The 17417-nt window shown below is 49.0% G+C and carries 16 protein-coding genes and 1 tRNA gene; 5 read left to right on the top strand and 12 right to left on the bottom strand.

What is annotated here, in order from left to right; genetic code table 11:
• Window positions 1-33 precede the first annotated feature (33 nt).
• Complete coding sequence (locus ACZ50P_RS09535; protein WP_464116969.1) at window positions 34-1581, bottom strand: MFS transporter; 1548 nt, start codon at window positions 1579-1581, stop codon at window positions 34-36.
• Window positions 1582-2057: 476 nt separating this feature from the next.
• Between ACZ50P_RS09535 and ACZ50P_RS09530 the strand changes: the two genes are divergently transcribed.
• Window positions 2058-3674 (top strand): fumarate hydratase, encoded by a 1617-nt coding sequence (locus ACZ50P_RS09530; RefSeq protein WP_464130795.1) that lies wholly within the window; start codon window positions 2058-2060, stop codon window positions 3672-3674.
• Between the two features lie 57 nt (window positions 3675-3731).
• Here ACZ50P_RS09530 and ACZ50P_RS09525 read toward each other — a convergent pair whose 3' ends face one another.
• From ACZ50P_RS09525 to ACZ50P_RS09510, 4 genes are read right to left on the bottom strand one after another with little or no spacing between them, the layout of a single operon-like run.
• Window positions 3732-4760, bottom strand: coding sequence for an AI-2E family transporter (locus ACZ50P_RS09525; protein ID WP_464116967.1), 1029 nt, complete (start codon window positions 4758-4760; stop codon window positions 3732-3734).
• A gap of 6 nt (window positions 4761-4766) precedes the next feature.
• Window positions 4767-5537 (bottom strand): nitroreductase family protein, encoded by a 771-nt coding sequence (locus tag ACZ50P_RS09520; RefSeq protein WP_464116966.1) that lies wholly within the window; start codon window positions 5535-5537, stop codon window positions 4767-4769.
• Window positions 5538-5542: 5 nt separating this feature from the next.
• The gene (locus ACZ50P_RS09515; RefSeq protein ID WP_464116965.1) at window positions 5543-5875 is read right to left on the bottom strand and encodes a hypothetical protein; all 333 of its coding nucleotides are present in this window, start codon (window positions 5873-5875) and stop codon (window positions 5543-5545) included.
• A 55-nt stretch (window positions 5876-5930) separates the two neighbouring features.
• Window positions 5931-6593: a PilZ domain-containing protein gene (locus ACZ50P_RS09510; RefSeq protein WP_464116964.1), complete on the bottom strand. Its 663-nt coding sequence runs from the start codon at window positions 6591-6593 to the stop codon at window positions 5931-5933.
• Window positions 6594-6847: 254 nt separating this feature from the next.
• Here ACZ50P_RS09510 and ACZ50P_RS09505 point away from each other — a divergent pair, with 254 nt between their 5' ends.
• On the top strand, window positions 6848-8638 hold the full coding sequence (locus ACZ50P_RS09505) for an SLC13 family permease (protein WP_464130793.1): 1791 nt from the start codon (window positions 6848-6850) through the stop codon (window positions 8636-8638).
• Here ACZ50P_RS09505 and lon read toward each other — a convergent pair.
• From lon to ACZ50P_RS09490, 3 genes are all read right to left on the bottom strand, one after another.
• Window positions 8613-10994 (bottom strand): endopeptidase La, encoded by a 2382-nt coding sequence (gene lon / locus ACZ50P_RS09500; protein ID WP_464130791.1) that lies wholly within the window; start codon window positions 10992-10994, stop codon window positions 8613-8615. The two genes, ACZ50P_RS09505 and lon, sit on opposite strands and share 26 nt — an antisense overlap.
• A gap of 196 nt (window positions 10995-11190) precedes the next feature.
• Entirely contained in the window at window positions 11191-12534 is a 1344-nt protein-coding gene (locus ACZ50P_RS09495; protein ID WP_464130789.1) for a sensor histidine kinase, read from the bottom strand.
• 101 nt (window positions 12535-12635) lie between these two features.
• Window positions 12636-13523, bottom strand: a complete 888-nt coding sequence (locus tag ACZ50P_RS09490) for a 3'-5' exonuclease (protein WP_464130788.1) — start codon at window positions 13521-13523, stop codon at window positions 12636-12638.
• 167 nt (window positions 13524-13690) lie between these two features.
• Here ACZ50P_RS09490 and ACZ50P_RS09485 point away from each other — a divergent pair, with 167 nt between their 5' ends.
• Window positions 13691-14188: a transposase gene (locus ACZ50P_RS09485; RefSeq protein ID WP_464130786.1), complete on the top strand. Its 498-nt coding sequence runs from the start codon at window positions 13691-13693 to the stop codon at window positions 14186-14188.
• A gap of 33 nt (window positions 14189-14221) precedes the next feature.
• Window positions 14222-14974, top strand: coding sequence for a YoaK family protein (locus ACZ50P_RS09480; protein WP_464121373.1), 753 nt, complete (start codon window positions 14222-14224; stop codon window positions 14972-14974).
• On the opposite strand, the gene ACZ50P_RS09475 is transcribed toward ACZ50P_RS09480, so the two are convergent.
• The 3 genes from ACZ50P_RS09475 to ACZ50P_RS09465 form a co-directional block, all read right to left on the bottom strand.
• On the bottom strand, window positions 14968-15174 hold the full coding sequence (locus ACZ50P_RS09475) for a SlyX family protein (protein ID WP_464121372.1): 207 nt from the start codon (window positions 15172-15174) through the stop codon (window positions 14968-14970). The two genes, ACZ50P_RS09480 and ACZ50P_RS09475, sit on opposite strands and share 7 nt — an antisense overlap.
• A 117-nt stretch (window positions 15175-15291) precedes the next feature.
• Window positions 15292-15795, bottom strand: a complete 504-nt coding sequence (locus ACZ50P_RS09470) for a hypothetical protein (RefSeq protein ID WP_464130785.1) — start codon at window positions 15793-15795, stop codon at window positions 15292-15294.
• A gap of 12 nt (window positions 15796-15807) precedes the next feature.
• Window positions 15808-16695, bottom strand: coding sequence for a hypothetical protein (locus ACZ50P_RS09465; RefSeq protein WP_464130784.1), 888 nt, complete (start codon window positions 16693-16695; stop codon window positions 15808-15810).
• A gap of 136 nt (window positions 16696-16831) precedes the next feature.
• On the opposite strand from ACZ50P_RS09465, the gene ACZ50P_RS09460 reads away from it, so the two are divergent.
• A tRNA-Met gene (locus ACZ50P_RS09460) sits at window positions 16832-16908 on the top strand.
• Between the two features lie 124 nt (window positions 16909-17032).
• Here the strand turns inward: ACZ50P_RS09460 and ACZ50P_RS09455 are convergent.
• Window positions 17033-17335 (bottom strand): hypothetical protein, encoded by a 303-nt coding sequence (locus tag ACZ50P_RS09455; RefSeq protein ID WP_464121369.1) that lies wholly within the window; start codon window positions 17333-17335, stop codon window positions 17033-17035.
• Window positions 17336-17417 lie beyond the last annotated feature (82 nt).

The raw sequence follows: 17417 nt of genomic DNA, 5'->3' as shown, positions 1-17417 counted from the left end.
TGGGCTTTGTCATTACTTGTGTAAAACCACAAACTAAGTGGTTGTTGCTGGATCAGAGGACGAGGACATCGCCGTGGTAGTGCCACGTTTTTGTGCCTTTTCCTCGGCTTTCTCGATTTCTTCGATATACTTCTTGGTCGCCTTAGGAAGTTCATTCCACATACGCAAGGAAAGAAGAAGACCCATAATAGCAAATGGAATCAGGAACAATGGCCAGTAAGACCAGCTTTTGTGTGACAGATAACCGATGGCCAAGGACTGGATACCAGAACCCAGGTACACGCAACCATCCACAATACCGGAGGCTGTGGCTGTCATCTTTTTACCACCGAAGTCAGCCGCAGCGGTTCCGGACATCAAAGAGTGAACGCCGATAACAGTCAGGGTGATCATCACCGCGGCAATACCGACAACCGTTGGATTGCTCATCAGGTTGAAAGCCATGACGATCAAAAGAAGAATCATAATGAAGTTGTTGATGGCTGCTGGAGGTCCACGGCGGGACTGGAACATGCGGTCTGAGATGATACCGGCCATAAAGCCACCAAAGATGCCGGTCATGCACAGCAATAGACCCCAGTTTTTAATGAAGAACTGGGAGCCTTCAAAGAAGATAGCGTCTTTGTTTTTCATTTCGTGTGCAAAGACCAGGTACCATTGCATGATACCGTTACGCAAAACGCCGGAAGTGAAATCCACCAGGGCGATGGTGATCATCACTGGGTTTGTGAAGATCTTTTTTAGCATGAAACCGATGGTGATTTTAACATTGGCATCGTCATAGTCAGAGGAGGCATCGGCCGTGTCGAAGTCGCCGAAGTTCGCTTCCGCCGGAGAGTCTTTTAGAAGAACGAAGTCAATCAATGCCCAGCACAGAAGCAGGAATGCTGGAATTGCAAACACCAGCCACGTCGCATTGGTCACGCCTGTGTCGATCGCAAAGATGTGGCGGATGAAGCTTTGGAAGGCTGTTGGTTCGTGATCCAGGGTCAGCTTGGACGCTTCAACAATGGCCTGACCCCAGTCAAACGCGAAGTAAACCCCGAAGGAAATCAATGTACCAAAGATCGCACCGAAGACACCGCGTTCACGAACGTGGAACCAATAGGCTTTGACTTTGATAATGGAAACCGCGCCGTAGGACTGGAAGAACATGTTCAGCGCAAAGAGTGTGGAGTAGGCAACCACGATGTTGGTTTTCAAAGTTCCCATCATGTAAAGATAGGTCGCACCCGCCATCAAAAGATTCATGATGGAAGATCCCAAAGCGGCGATGATGATGCCTCTTTTTCCGCCGATCTTGTCGACGATGGGGCCATTGAGCAGGAAGGAAAGACCATAAGTGATTGTACCGGCTGCGAAGATGATGCCGAATTGTTCCTTGGTCATCATGTCGCCCAAGGCATTCTTGGAAACGTTCAGATTATATCGTCCCATGTAAAGGAAGGCATAGGTCATCCCTAGGGGGAACCAATTAACGAAACGACGAATCATGAACTTGCGTGAATGTCCCAGCGGATTGTTCTTGAAGTACAAGAAAATAACCGCGAACAGACAGGCGCTGACGAGTAGTAATGCCATGGAACCTCCGGTAAAATTTCGAGGAAGCTAAAGGAAAAATGAGCGATTGGCAATCTAAACAGCCTGAGTTTGCGCTGAAGTTATTTTAAGATTTGGTTAGGACGCGGGGAAACCGCGGTTCGGCGGCGATGTTAGGATTTTTTCTTTGCGGGCCCCTATGGCACACTGCAAAAAGTTCACGCTTTTCACTCGGGGATTTGTTTGTTTGGAGTTTGAGGTTATCCATAAGCAAAACTTATGGAAAATCTAAAAATTATGACTTTGTGCTTATAGGTCCAGGGCGATATGTTGGGTTTCAGAAGGAGACATCGAAAAGATCCCTTCGAACCTCGGTAGGTCCTTGACCACTCTCCAGCGAAGAGAGACCCGGTCCCAAAACCGCCGCAATCGCGGCTCACAAAGTCCCATCAAACAGCCCACCTAACACAGCCTACCGAGGCTTGCGCGCGAACACGACGCGATGCTACTTTCAATGCATGTCATTTAAATACTTCCCCCTCTACGAAAAACAAAAAGATACAACTCAATACAAAAAGATCTCTTCTGACCATGTGCGCGTGGAAAAGATGGGAGACCGTGAAATTCTGGTGGTCGAGCCGGAAGCTCTGGAATTGTTAGCCCAGGAAGCGCTGAGCGACGTGTCCCATCTGCTGCGCCCCAAACATCTGGAGAAGTTGGAAAAAATTCTACAGGACCCTGAAGCATCGGCCAATGACCGCTTCGTCGCGGTGGATTTGCTTCGCAATGCCGTGATCGCCGCACAAATGGAATTCCCTTCCTGTCAGGATACGGGAACCGCGATTGTGGTTGGGAAAAAAGGCGAGCGCGTCTTTACCGGTGTTGATGACAAGGAGTTCCTGTCCAAGGGGATTTACAACACTTATCAAAAAAGAAACCTGCGTTTCTCGCAAATGGCCCCGATATCTTTCTTTGAAGAAAAAAACACGGGCAGCAATCTTCCGGCGCAGATCGACATCTACTCGGAGCAGGGTGATGAATACAACTTCCTGTTCCTGGCGAAGGGTGGGGGCAGTGCCAACAAATCTTATCTGTATCAGAAGACCAAGGCCGTGCTGAATCCTGAAGGATTTGAAAAGTTCGTTCGCGAAACTTTGAATTCCCTGGGTACTGCTGCGTGTCCTCCGTACCATCTGGCATTCTGTGTTGGTGGAACCTCGGCGGAAGAGACCTTGAAAATTGTGAAATATGCCTCAGCGGGATATCTGGATGGTTTGCCGACGTCCGGAAACGAAGGGGGACGTGCCTATCGTGATCTTGAAATGGAAAAACAAGTCGAGCAATGGGCGCGTGAGACGGGCATTGGCGCCCAGTTTGGTGGCAAGTACTTTGTGCACGATGTGCGTGTGATTCGTCTTCCGCGACACGGCGCCAGCTGCCCGATTGGTGTGGGGGTCAGCTGTTCTGCGGACCGCAACATCAAAGGCAAGATTACTCGCGAGGGTATTTTCCTGGAGCAGTTGGAGCTTCATCCTGAGCAGTATTTGCCCAATCACCTCAAGGATGCCGGGGCGGAAGCCATTGAAATTGATTTGAACAAGCCGATGGCCGAGACCTTGAAGATTCTTTCTGCCCAGAAAGTGGCAACCCGCGTGATGTTAAACGGTCCCATGATCGTCGCACGTGATATTGCGCATGCGAAGCTGAAAGAAAAAGTCGATCGCGGAGAAGGTGTGCCGGAATACTTTAAGCAATATGCGGTTTATTATGCTGGTCCAGCAAAGACACCAAAGGGTTATGCGTCAGGCTCTTTCGGTCCGACAACCAGTGAACGTATGGACCCTTACGTGGGAACCTTCCAAAGTTTGGGGGCGTCGATGATCATGCTTGGTAAGGGAAACCGCAGCCCTCAGGTGACTGAAGCCTGCAAGCAATACGGTGGATTCTATCTGGGATCTATTGGTGGTCCTGCGGCTCGTTTGGGTAAGGAATGCATTACCAAGGTGGAGGTTTTGGACTTCCCGGAACTAGGCATGGAATCAGTGTGGAAGATCGAAGTGAAAGACTTCCCGGCCTTTATTATTGTGGATGATAAAGGAAATGATTTCTTCAAATCAGTTATTCGCAAATTGTAGAAACAAAAAAGCCTCTCAGAAATGAGAGGCTTTTTGCTGTTGCCGTTTTGATCCTGCTTACAGGTCCTTCATCAGCAAGGGTGAGATTCCCACGAAAAGATTCATGATCACCGGTCCAATGATAAGTCCGGGAAGCCCCATCATGATGATCGCTCCGACCACGCAGGTGAATCCGATGACAGGAGAGATCTTTTGTTCGCCTCCCACCATGAAGGGTTTTAATATGTTGTCGATGCTTCCCGCGATAGTGGCAACAATGAAAAGCCCGATTGCGGATCCGGTACGGTCACCGATAAAGGCCAGAAGACTTAGCAGGTATCCCACCGGGGCGGCGCCAATCACCGGAATGAAAGAAACAAAGAAGGTGACAGTGACGACCAGCCAGAAATCGCCTTCGCCAAAAATCAGACTTCCCAATCCAATCACGCAGGCCTGAATCAGTCCGATGACCAAGGTTGAAAACAGCGTCACGGAACAGCTTTTTTTGCAGATTTCAATCAGTGGTTCTGTTGCTCCCGGCTTGAGCGGGGTGAATTTCAAAGTCAGCTCCCGGATCTCCGCGGCTTTCATTAAAAGTACCATCAGTGCGATGATAAAGACAAAGCTCATCAGCAGGATGGCAGGAAGCTGCCCCAGCAGGTCCGTGGAATGCTGTAACAACCCGCTGCCGACTTTTTGCAGAATGCTTTCCATGACGTCGCGAGCGGGTCCGGCCAGGTCTGTTCCGGTCCAATCGGATAACTTTTGCAGGCCGTTCAGGGTGTAGTCTTTAAGATTGTGAACCTGCGCCACGATTTTATCGGTTTCAATGTTCTGAGGTTTGTTGATGTAGACAATGATGCGATAGATGGCCAAAGCCAGGGGAACCCAAAGCAGCAACAATCCCGCGAACAAAGTCAGCAGAGTCCAGGTTTTGCGACCCCAGCGTTTTTTGCTGAGTTTTTCAATAAAATCATTCAGTCCCAAGGCAAAGATGCCGGCAAGCACCAGCGGCGTCAGGAACGGAAAATTGATAAAGGCAAAAGCAGCGGTCAGTAGCACGAGCAGAATCAGATTCACCCATTGGTTTTTTGTAAAAGAAGTCATAGCTGGTTATACCTTTTTGATAAACAAATCCTGAGCTCCGCGGATGCGCTCGCTGTAAATCCCTTGCGGGGATCTTTTGCCGGCACTGATGATCATTGTGACGGATGCTTCTGAGGGCAGATTCAAAAGATCTTTGACGCGAACTTCATCGAAGCCCTCCATAGGGCAACTGTCAAATCCTGCGGCTCTGAAAGCCAGCATCAGATTCTCACAGGCTAGAGCCGTGGTCTTGGTCGCCCAAAGAAGATTTCCGGATCGACCAAAGGGGCCGCGGGGCATCACTCTGAAAAGGCCCAGAATCGCGACCACTAGAGATTTAAACGGAGCCAGAATATGCAAAGGACCGTTGCCATACACGAATGGCACAAGTTTGTTGTAATATGCATGGACACTTTTAGGGGTGTCCGGGCGGTTTGCAAAGTATTGCTGATTGATGTGCTGGCCGCGTTGCCACAGATCCGGTCGGGCCACGCAGGCGATTAAAGTCGGCGCGGTTCTGGCGGCTGGCTGATTCAGGCAGAAGGCTTTAAGTTTCTTAATCTTGTCTTCAGAGCGCACCCAATAGAATTCCCAAGGCTGCAGGTTTGAGGAGTTCGGGGCCAACAAGGCTAAGCGCAAACACTCCTGGACGATCTCATCTGGAATGGGCTCTTGCGTGTAGTGACGGACCGAGCGTCGGCTTTCGACGACCTTTTTAAATTCATCAAAGTTACATTCGATGGCAGGTTCTGAGTGCATTACGTTAGGGATGCCGTTAAAAATATTCTTGTCTGACATAAGTTTTAGTTTTGAACCTCACACTGCATGCGTGCATCTGTTCGGCAGTTGACCCAGGTGCCGTCATGCTGAGGCGGCAGATAACTTGGCGAGCAGAATGTGTTTGTAAAGAGCGTGTAGGTCAACGAGCGGCCACGATGGGTCATCTCACAAGCCCAGCGAGCGTCACGTTCAGCATCGCTCTCGGATCTTCTTTTGATGTCATTAAAACAAAAACTACCGCTGTTGGCATTGCAATAAGAGTTCACGGAACCATGGCCATTGACGGTGATAGTTCTTGTCATCGCAAAAGACTGCGACATAAATAAAGTCAGTGAAAGCACAATCAGTTGTTTCATAGAGAAGCCTCCGCCTCTCAATCAACGCACAGTTTAGAGGGGGAGGCAATATGTTTCAGGCCTGTGTCAGGAACTGTACGCCCAGCTCTTGGGATTGTTCGGCCTCATTCCATTTTGACCATCGGACTTGCCCTTCCACAGAGACATATTCGCCCTGTTTGTTCTGGTAGGTGAGGTTGATAAAGTCCTTCTTCGCATAAAACGGAGCCTTAATTTTAAGGCAAGAGCCGTTCAGCGAGATGTTTTCAAAAGCCCCCCCTAGAATGGGTTGAAAGCCGCGATTTTCCACGCCCAAAGGCAGCATGGAGGGACTCAGCATGGCGCGTGTATCCTGGGTTTCTCGTTTGTCCTGACGCAATTCCAGTTGGCGTCCTTCCAGATAGGCATGAATGTCCTTGGGCAGGTTGTTTTCCTCGGTTTTCCACAGAACGACAAAGTCATTGTTGTGTTTCAGGCGAATTTTCATATTGCTGGAAAGCTCATTCACAACAAAAAAGATCTTTACGTTCTGGATGCTTTTTTGAAGAAAGCTGTATAGGTCAAAGTGACGCACTTCTAAAAAAGGCAGGAAGACCACGACAATTTTATCCCCTTCATCACCGCTTAATGCGGAACGCAGATCGTATGGATTTTCAATCAGTGCGCAGCTGAGTGTCGGATCTTTTTTTAGTGCTGTGGGAATGCGACTCTGACCCGTGATAAAGACTTGTGTATTCATGCGAAAGCCCCCTTTTGTTTTTGCTTTCCCGACTGTAAAGCAAGCATTCTGCCAGCTTAGAAATGAATTAAAGGGCTCTGGCGCTGAAAGTCCCTGAACAGGTGTCTAGAGATTTCTAACAGTGTTAGGTTGAAGCTCTCATTTTGAGACTCGGCGGCCCACGACAGCGCTCGTTCTGGCCATTACAAAATCGGAGATGAGTTTGCCAAGATGAAATTTGGCTCTTGAGTCCTGGTGAACTCATAATCATCGTTATGGATTTAAATCAGATCATGTTTTTGTTCATCTTGGCCGGTGCTTTGTATCTCTTTATCAGTGAAAAGCTGAGCGTGGATTTGATTGGGATTTTGATCATCCTGGCGCTTGCCATCACCCGTGTTCTGGATCCTAAAGAGGCCTTTTCCGGTTTTGCCAGTGAGCCCGCCCTGATTGTGGCGGCGGTGTTTGTCCTGTCATCAGGTCTTACCGCCACGGGACTGACAGATGCCATCGGCAACGCTGTGGGAAAATTTGCTGGCAGAAATCAATGGCTGGCCAATCTGGTGATCATGGTGACGGTGGCGGGCCTTTCGGCCTTCACTCACCACCTGATGGTAACGGCGATGATGCTTCCGATTGTGATGCGAATGTGCCGTGAACACAATATGCCGTCATCCAGGCTGTTGATTCCGATGGCGACGGCGGCCTCTTTGGGGACCACAATGACATTGATCGGTGCTCCGGCTTTTTTGCTGGCAAACAACGTTCTTAAGCGTTCCGGCGAGCCGGGTTTGCGTCTTTTCGAGGTCACTCCTCTGGGTTCTGTGCTGGTTGGGGTGGGAGTTGTTTTTATTTTGTTAATGCTCTGGGTTCTTCCCAAGACGTCCGGACGCGATCGGCAAGACGACAAATTCAGAATTGATGAAGTCTTTACCGAGCTGATTGTCACTGAAAAATCCCAATGGCTGGGCATGGGGCTTGCTCAGTTTCAGAAGGAGAATGTCAAACGTTTTGAGATTGTGGGTGTCAAGCGCTACGGAAAACGTATTTCCACTTTGGATTCTGATTTTGTTTTGCAAGAGCAGGACATTATTTTGGTCAAGACGTCGCCAGACGAACTTTTATCTGTGGATGAGAAAACAGGATTGGCTCTTAGGACCGTAAAGAAATACGGCGAAGAGGTGCAAAGTGGGGACCCAGCGAAGAAAACCGAAGAGCCCATGATTGTGCAAGGTCTTATTTCTCCTCAGTCGCCCTTCGTTGGTAAAACCATCGGAGAGGTTGATTTTCTTCGCACCTTAGGTGTCCTGGTGATTGCGCTATGGCGAAAGGATGGTTGGATCTATCATGAAATCTCTCAGGTGCGCCTGAAAGAGGGGGATCTGATTATCTTATGGGGGTATGAAGATCAACTGGACGAGATTCATCAGAGCAGCGATTTTCTTTTACTGTTTCCCATGCAGGTTCGACCGAAGAAGAGAAACAAAGCCCCTCTTGCGGGCGTTATTATGCTGGTCTCGGTGATTATGGCAGCAACAGAAATTCTTCCGCCGCATATTTCTTTTTTAACAGGGGCTGTGATGATGGTTCTTACGAAGTGTGTGTCCTTGCGAAATGCCTATGAATCCATCGAAGTGAAAATATTCGTGATGATCGCAGGGGTGATTCCTCTGGGGCTGGCTATGGAAAACACGGGTTTGGCGGGGATCTTTGCAAAAAATCTGTCGGGCATGATTTCTCACTGGGATCCTTGGGTGATCATGCTGACGTTCTTTGTTGCCGCGGGATTGTTGACTCAGATCCTGTCGGACTCTGCCACCACGGTTCTGATTGCACCTATTGCGGTGGCCTTTGCTAAGGCGGCCAATGTCTCGCCGACGGCGGCGGTGGCGTGTGTGACCGTCGGAGCCGTTGCATCTTTTCTGACTCCGATCGGTCATCATGGGAATTTATTGATTCTGGGGCCGGGGAATTACCGCTTTGTGGATTTCCTGAAAATCGGTCTTCCCCTGACAGCCGTTATTGCCATTGTCACCAGTTTTATGTCCCTGCGTCTGTGGAACTAAGCGGAGGCGGGGGCAGCTGTTGGGGCTGATCCCAGCGTGGCAGATCCACTCCAAGGGTGATCTTTAGAACTTCGTTGACGTCTTCCACAAAATGGAAGCGCAGGTCTTTGCGAATGTCTTCCGGAATTTCTTTCAGATCCTTTTCATTTCTTCGGCACAGTAGAACTTCCTGCACGCCCGCTCGATGTGCGGCAATAACCTTTTCTTTGATTCCACCCACAGGCATGACACTGCCACGCAGTGAGATTTCACCGGTCATTGCCAGCTTTGGATCCACGGGTTTGTTCAGTAACAAGGAAGCAATTGAAGTCAGCATGGTCACGCCGGCGGAGGGCCCATCTTTCGGGATGGCTCCGGCAGGGACGTGCACGTGAATGTCCTTTTTACTGAAGTCCAAGAGTGGATTCAGGATTGGCAGGCGCGATTTCAGAAGACTCAAGGCGATCTTTGCAGATTCCTGCATCACCTCACCCAGTTGGCCGGTCAGCAGCAATTGACCTTGGCCCGGCATCTGTGCGGATTCGATGAACAGGATATCGCCACCCACTGGAGTCCAGGCAAGACCCGTCACCACTCCTGGTGGCAACAGACTGCCGATCATATCCGCTGAGAATCTCTCTGCCCCGAAAATTTCTTCCAGGTCTTTTTCTTCCACCATAAGTGGAAGAGCAGCGGCCTGGACAATTTTAAGGCTCATGTGTTTGCAGATCGTGGCGATCTTTCTTTGCAGATCACGCACTCCGGCCTCGCGGGTGTAATGGGTTAGAAGTTTTGTCAGGGCCTCGTCTGTGATACGCAGTTGACCTTCGCTCAACCCGTGTTCAACAAGCTGCTTTGGCCACAGGTGGTTGCGAGCGATTTGGCGCTTTTCATCAATTGTGTAACCGCTCAGATCAATCACCTCCATACGGTCCAGAAGCGGCAGGGGAATGCCTTCCAAAGAGTTGGCCGTGGCGATAAAGAAGACCTTCGACAGATCAAATGGTGTGTCCAGATAGTGATCTTGGAAGCTGTTGTTTTGTTCAGGGTCCAGAACCTCGAGCATGGCACTGGCAGGATCGCCCCCGAATCCGCGGGTGAGCTTGTCGATCTCATCCAGGATGAAGACGGGATCATTTTCTCCAGCCTTTTTAATGGCCGATATGATTCGCCCCGGAAGCGCGCCAATATAGGTGCGGCGGTGACCGCGGATTTCCGCATCATCACGCACGCCCCCCAAGGCGACGCGAACGTATTTTTTGCCCAAGGCTCGAGCAATACTTTTACCCAGTGAGGTTTTGCCTACGCCCGGAGGACCAATGAAAAGCAGAATGGAACCTTGATGGGACTTTCGCAGTTTCATAACTGCCAGGTGTTGCAGGATTCTTTTTTTGATCTTATCCAGACCATAGTGATCTTCATTGAGTATGCGCTCCGCCGCTTCAAGGTCAATTTCCTGCTGCGCCGAAGACTGATTCCAAGGCAAAGAAGTCATAAGCTCCAGATGAGTGCGAATCATCTGATATTCCGGAGACGCGGAATTGGAAGTTTCCAAGCGCTTCAACTGATTGCGCGCCAGATCCATCGCTTCCTGCGGCATGCCGGATTTCTCAATCTTTTCCTTGAACTTCGCGAAAAGATCTTCGCCTTCATTGTCGCCAAGTTCTTCGCGAATCACGCGCATTTGTTCGCGCAAGATGCTTTCCTTCTGATTTTGCTGGAAGCTTTCCTGAAGTTTGTCGCGGATGCCGCGCTGAATTTTCAGACGCTCTTTGAGTTCCTGAAGGCGATCCAGAAGCTTCAAGGCCCGATCTTTCAACGAAGTGATTTCAAGGACCTCTTGTTTGTCCGTAAGACTGATATCCGCATAGGCTGCACACATATTGACAAGTGTCGAAAGATCTTCAATTTCAGCAATCATCTCACGGATTTGTCTTGTATTTCCGGGTAATAAATCCAACAGATCATCGCTGAGTTGACGCAAACTTGCCAGGAGGGCTTCCTCTGTTTTCTTATCCAGTCGACTGGTATCCTCCAAAGCCTCAGTTTGAACTTGCAGATGTCCGTCGCTTTCCTGACTTTGCACAACTCGCACACGTTGGTGAGCTTTTACAAAAATATTATAACTTCCGTCGGCATCCATGCGGAAAGATTCCACTTTTGCCAAGGTTCCCACTTGATAAAGGTCTTCAATGCCACTGACGGAAGCGTTGGGATCTTTTTGCGTTAAAAGAATCACCCAATGGTTGTCGCGCAGAGCTTTTTGAAGCGCAGAAATACTTTTTTCTCGTCCAATCCGTAAAGGCATACTTATGTCGGGAAACAACACAGAATTCTTCAGAGGGATCACCGGGACGAAGCCAGATACGTAAGACACATCTACCTCATTTCCACCCGAATTAAAGGGGCTATCGAAAACATGGTGTCGATCTGAGATTCGTCAAGTCAGGTGGACGCCATATTCCTTTACACTACATGATGCGACTGTCTTTTTCCTGCGGTTCGTTGATGTTAATTCGCAAAACTTTGGGGTCCGGAATAGTGGTGAAGATAATTAATGGACTCATGTTTAATCAGGGCAGTTCCTGTTGATTTGCGTTGGCCGATTTTGGCAGCTCGATGGTGATCTCGGTGAAGAAGCCCTCTTCGCTGGAGATGCTCAAGGTGCCCCTGTTTTTTTCGATAATCTGCTTGGCGATCCAAAGTCCCAATCCGGTTCCTTCCCCGGCGGGTTTGGTTGTGTAAAACTCATCGCAGACCTTGGGAAGATGTTTCCGGGCGATGCCAGTTCCATTGTCGCGCACTATAATTCGACAGAATTCAGATTCTTGTGTCAGGGTGACCTGTATTTCAGGTGTGTAGGGTGTGCCGATCCTTCGCATTTTTTCGGTCATTGCATAGAGGGCGTTATCAATTATATTTATAAGAACGCGTTCAATCCCCGGAACATCCCAAAGACAGGCTTTAATGGCCGGAGATATGGCAATGTGTTTCTGCAAACGGGAGCGCAGCTCGGTATTGGTGATAGAGCGAAGGTGGATGTCCACAGCTTGTTCAAGCACTGCGGAAAGATCAACCCACTCGGCTTTTTGGTTGGGCTCTTGGCGTGCTTGTTTGAGCATATTAGTGATGATGTCATTGGCGCGCAAACTGTGCTGCTGAATCATGGTAGCGACTTTTTTGAATGAGTCTTTATCCAGATCCTCTGTTTGCAGAATTCCCGCCGCATTGATTATGATGTTCAGAGGATTCTTTAATTCATGAGCAATGCCAAGAGTGATGCGCCCGATGGTGGCCAGCTTTTCCTGAGAAATAAGTTGTTTTTGCGTTTGCTGGAGTGAGGCAAACGCTTGTTGTAATTCTCTTGTTCTTTCCTGAACCAATTGTTCCAGCTTTTCTTTTATGCGCAGTTGGGACTCTTCCACCGCCAGGCGCCGATACTCCGCTCCAATGCGTGCCGCAAAAAACTCCACCACTGAGGAAAGCATGATCGGATTTTTGAACGGCTTTTCATCCATGATCACCAAAAGACCAATCAGGCCCCCGTCGGTGTGCAGAAAGGGGGCCCCGATGTAAGATTCGATGCTCATTTCTCTCAGCATCTTGTCAGATGGAAAAGTCAGTTGAACTTCAGAGTTGTAGTGTTTCACGCGTGTTCCGCAGATCACTTCGTTGCAAGGGCTTTCGGCCAGGTCATAGATGACATTTGGAACAAATTTGTCCGCTGCCCACAGATAGTCCGTCTGGATGCGTTTTCGTTCCGGCTCCAGCGCGTGGCCTACCATAACACACTTTACGTTCAGGGCCGTTGCCAGCCGATGAACAAGCTCTTGGATATAGGCCTTTCCTGAAAGCAACTGGTCGACATTGTAGATGTCTTTGATAAGTTCCAGTGATCGCATCGTATCTACTTCCATACGTTGCCTCCAGCATCTTCATCTTATCATCGTCGCTAACGAAAGATCACTTAGAGGTCTGGTAGTGTTAAAAGTCACCAAAGGGTCCAGCTTATTCAGAGTCAGTTTTTAAACGCATCCACCAGTGCAATGTCGCGGGTCATGCCTCCGAAGGGGCCGACATAAACGGTCTCTTCCAGCCATTTGGTTTCATGAGGAACTTCGTCCTTAAAAATGATCTTGTGCCAGAAGCGATTGACGCTGTCCCAATTGTAGCCGCGAGTCTTTAGGTGATCCTTGGATTCAAACGGAGCCGCTGTCGCAATCACCTGGGTCATTAAACGACGGGCGTTGGTGATAAGCTCCAGTAAATAGGGTTTGTTGGTTTTTTCTTCTTCCAGACTGAGCAGATAAAGCAGGGCATCCACGTCATTGATGGCACGATGTGAATCGGTGAAGAAACCGTGATAGATATTCAGAAGCTCAAGTTTGGTGCTGGAAAAGCCCTTGGCAGCCCAGTCGATTTGTTTGTAAGAGCAAGCCCAGACTTTTTCAGTCGAGATTTTCGATTTGCGGTCAATGAACGGACGGTCGAATTTCGCGTTGTGAGCAATGATCAGCTGACATTCGCCTAAAATTTTATCCACCTCGGCCCAGTCGATCTGTTTCCCGGCCACCATTTCATCAGTGATGCCGGTTAGGTCCTGAATTTCTGCGGAGATGGGGCGACCCGGGTCCTGAAAGCTGGAATAAGACTTGGTCACAGCCAGGACTTCGCCAGAGTTTTTGTTGAAGATGAATTGGCGGATGCCGATCTCGATGATCTGATCTTCTGTCTGATTGAGGCCCGTGGTTTCCACATCCAAAATGGCGCCGAAGCGGACGATATCAGCGTTGTCGCGAACCCAGGTGGTGGTGGCATAGGCGGGGGTGTTGAGTTTGCAGTCTTCCAAGCGGCGAAGGGTGACTGTTTTTCCGTCTTCTGATTTGCCAATCCAGCGAAATGCCATCGTGAGAGCTCCTTAAATTTTCGTTCGCCATCTTAGAAAGCCGGACAAGGCAACGTCAATGCGCGGCGCTTTGCGCTGGGCTGAGGCCTTGGATGCATCCTCTTGATTTGACTTATAAATTTTAAGTTGTAGGCTTAAGTTATTATTCCCATAAGGATATTGCATCTATGATCAAGGCTGTTTTCATTGCTGTTGTTTCTGCTACCCTGTTAATCACCGCGTGTGCGCCGATGTCCTCGATGACTGCCAGTAAAAAGGACGCGGCTTTTTATGGCCGTTTTGTGAACCCTTCTGATGACGTCAGTGGTGCCTCTGATAGATTGGATCAGCTTAAGCTTCTGCAGACGGGGGCTGAGTACCCGATGCGTATGGCCCTTTTTGCCAATGGCAGGTTCTATTATCAGGTGGATAACCTGGGTGACGGGCAGGGCACATGGGATGTTACTGACGGAGTGTTGCGTTTACGAGCGATCCGTCCACTGTTTGATATGAATCTTTTTGTTTCAGGTGCCAATGACGAAAGTGACGAGACGGTGATTCGTTTTATCGATCGGCATGGATTCAATTCTGTTCGAATCGAATTGCGCGACCCGCAGGCGATGAAGCAACAGGGGATGATCCCACCGGAGTTGTCCGTGTACCGGGTGTCAGACAAAGGAATTTAGATCTAGGGTGGTTTTTCCAACGGGTGGCCAGACATGCTTTATGGAAATGAATCCATTTCCCATTATACAAGAAGTAACATCTGCATTTGGATGCTGATGGCAATGCAGGCTGGGATCCTGAATATTGGCGGCTTTATGGCCTGTCACCGCTTTGTTTCTCACGTGACCGGGTTTGCCACCTTCTTCGGGCATGAAATCAGCCAGTTTGATTTTGATATGGCTCTGGGGATGCTGGCAGTTCCGTTGTTCTTTCTGTTTGGCGCCATGATTAGTGGTTTGTTGGTTGATGTCCGTCTGAAGCTGCATAAAAAGCCAAAATACTATATCAGCTTTGGTATGATCTTTTTCCTGTCGGCGGTCGTCGCGGGTGGGGGATTGTTGGGATATTTCGGCACCTTTGGTGAGCCGCTCAGAGAGTCACGGGACTATACCCTTTTGATTTTGCTATGTTTGATCTGCGGTATTCAAAATGGCACGATCACCACGGTGTCCCGTTCGGTCATCCGCACGACACACCTGACAGGGATCACAACCGATCTGGGGATTGGTCTAAGTCGTCTTCTGAATTATCGTAAGCTTGAAAAAGAGATCGCTTTTGATGGGGAACTTAAAGCCAACCTGATGCGCTTGGGAATTATCGCCTTTTTTGGTCTGGGTTCGGTTATCGGGGGCTTTGCCTTCAGCCTCTTTGGGCACGGAGGTTTTGTGATTCCGGTGGCCACCTCCGGGGTTCTTTTCTGGACGATGTATTATTTCCAGGTCCTGGTGCCTCGGAAGAATCAATAATGCGGTGGCTTTTCGTTGCCGCGAATCTCTTCGCCGCCATCCCCCAGGGCTTCTTTTAGACGGGTGGTCAGGCCTTGTAACAGGATCTCCAGTTTATCGATGGTTTTCTGTTGTTGATAAATCACCTGGTGAAGCTCTTCCAGTTGATATTCCTGATGCGCAATCTTCGTTTCAATATTGATTAGGCGTTGTTCATCCATGGGGTCCTCGTCTGTGGAGGTTTCATACCCTAGACTTGCAAGGACGTCAAATTCAGCCGATCGAAGTTCGTTTTCCGGGCGAGCCCGCTTGAGGGTTTTATGCGATCTCTATAAATTTTATTCTGCAAAGATGTCGGCGATTCCCGTGTAGGGGGCGTTGTAGTACTTGGTTTTTGAAAAGCCGGCTTGAGATGTGATTTCAGCCAGTCGTCGGGCGCGTTCGGCGGTGTCGGCAAGAATCAACAGCAGCTCATACTTTTGCAGACCTGCACTTTCAAGCTGGGCTCGGACATCGGAGCGGGGGTGTTGCTCTTCATCCATCAGTTTCTGCCAGGGGAAGGCGATGATGGTGGATTTCAGGCGCTTTTCCTGTTGCCAGTTATCAGCCACGGCAGCTTCAGAGTCCCGTGTATCCAGAATCTGCACCTTGACCGGGGCCGAGGGAGCTCTGAGGCCCCCCAGTGAGCTGGTCCGGGCTTTGGAACTCCAGGAAAGGTGGGGAATGTTCTGAGTGAAATAGCCGCGCAGTTCTTTTTTGTTAAGAGCTTCGGGTTTAGCCACAGTGCTGGTTGTTTGACATCCACAAAGCGCAAGGAAAGAAACAAGCAGCAAAGTCTTCACACGAGATTCCTCTTAGTGGGTTTTCTTTCTTCTTTTTTCGCGTTCTTCAATATCCTTGGCGAAAAGTTTGGCCACCCAGGTGTCTTGCACGCCCACTTTGCTGCCAGACAACTGGAGCTGGGTTTTTGATCTGTATTGAGGATCATAGTTCAGGGTCTTGATGTCGATATTTTTCTTGGCAAAGAATTCGCTCATTCGCTCTGCAGTTTGGTTGGCATCAAAGGACTCTTGCTGGTTCAGCTCTTTTTCCAGTTCTTCGCAAAGAGTCTGTGTCTCGGGATCACTGGTCATTCCCACATTCTGGGAAGCCGCTTTAACCAGATGGTGCAGGTTGTAGCTTTTTTGCAGAATCTCATCGAGTTTTTCCGGGTGACGACTTAAATGGCTGCCAGCCTGGTAAAGATGGTAATAGAACAGGGCCTTTGGCAGCAGGCCTTGTTCTGTTTCTGAAGACTGCAGAACAGCAGGCACAACTTCGTTCATTCCGGGTAAACGGAAAAGATAGCGGAACACAGGGGCGGCCGTTTCCACCACGGGATCATGGTCGTTATAAAGACTTGTGATGAAAAATCTGAAGGTCGCGTTGGCAGGATCTTTCAGGAAAGTGCTTTCAGGAGCTTTGGTGATGTATTTGCAGCTTTCCGACAGAGGCCGCTCGATATTGGCAAAATCATCGCGCAACACCTGCAAAGCCATTTTCCCCGGAGACACTGTGGATGTCTGAGTTGATTCGCTGCCATTTTCTTCAGCAGCTTTACTGACAGCAGATGGGACCAGAGCATTTTTGATCTGATAAGCAGATGGAAGTCGGGAAAGTCCCCAGAGTCCCAGCGCTGTTAAAATAACAAAACAAAGTCCGAGGCTGATTGTGAGGATTTTAAGAGTATTCTTCCACTTCATGAGTGTCTCCTGTAATACAGAAGAACTGAATCATAGAATGATCCGACGGGCAATGATACGTGGTGCTATATTACATTTATCTTGAATGAAGTGTTGACCCACGCACCCTGGAGGCATATAGTCACATCTCACTCGTCGCGGGGTGGAGCAGTCTGGTAGCTCGTCGGGCTCATAACCCGAAGGCCGTAGGTTCAAATCCTGCCCCCGCAACCAATAAAGGCTCGATGGTAAACCATCGGGCCTTTTCCATTTCTGAGTGTATTCGGTCTACGTTTATGCCTCGACTCCCTACGGAACTCCAAATAACATCGAGACATCGAAGAATGTACTAATGAATTTAGCCACCGGCCCCAACAGCAACACAAATAAACGTTGCTTCGGCATGTGACAGGGCCGTACCTGGGGTCTCACTAAAAACGACTTCGGACAGTCGATTCAGCATTAAACCACCTTTTTTAGACTCAAGTTTTTCACAAATCGAAAAAGCATCAGCCCATAATGCTGCTTCTGCGGTTTTTGTGCGTCCGTAAAAGTGACTTACTGTGGCGCTAATCTTAAAAGGCTGATGGGCTTTGTATTCAGAAGCATGAGCCAAGGTAGAAATACTCAGAAACATAATTACAGAAAATACTTTATTCATTTTTTTCTCCTTTTGTAAGAGCAGTTGTAGCTGTAGGTCTATATTTCGGATATACCGAATATGCTTATATATTATTTAGGTA

Source organism: Bdellovibrio sp. CKG001, assembly GCF_055397465.1.
This window is presented reverse-complemented; position numbering and strand designations above follow the sequence as displayed.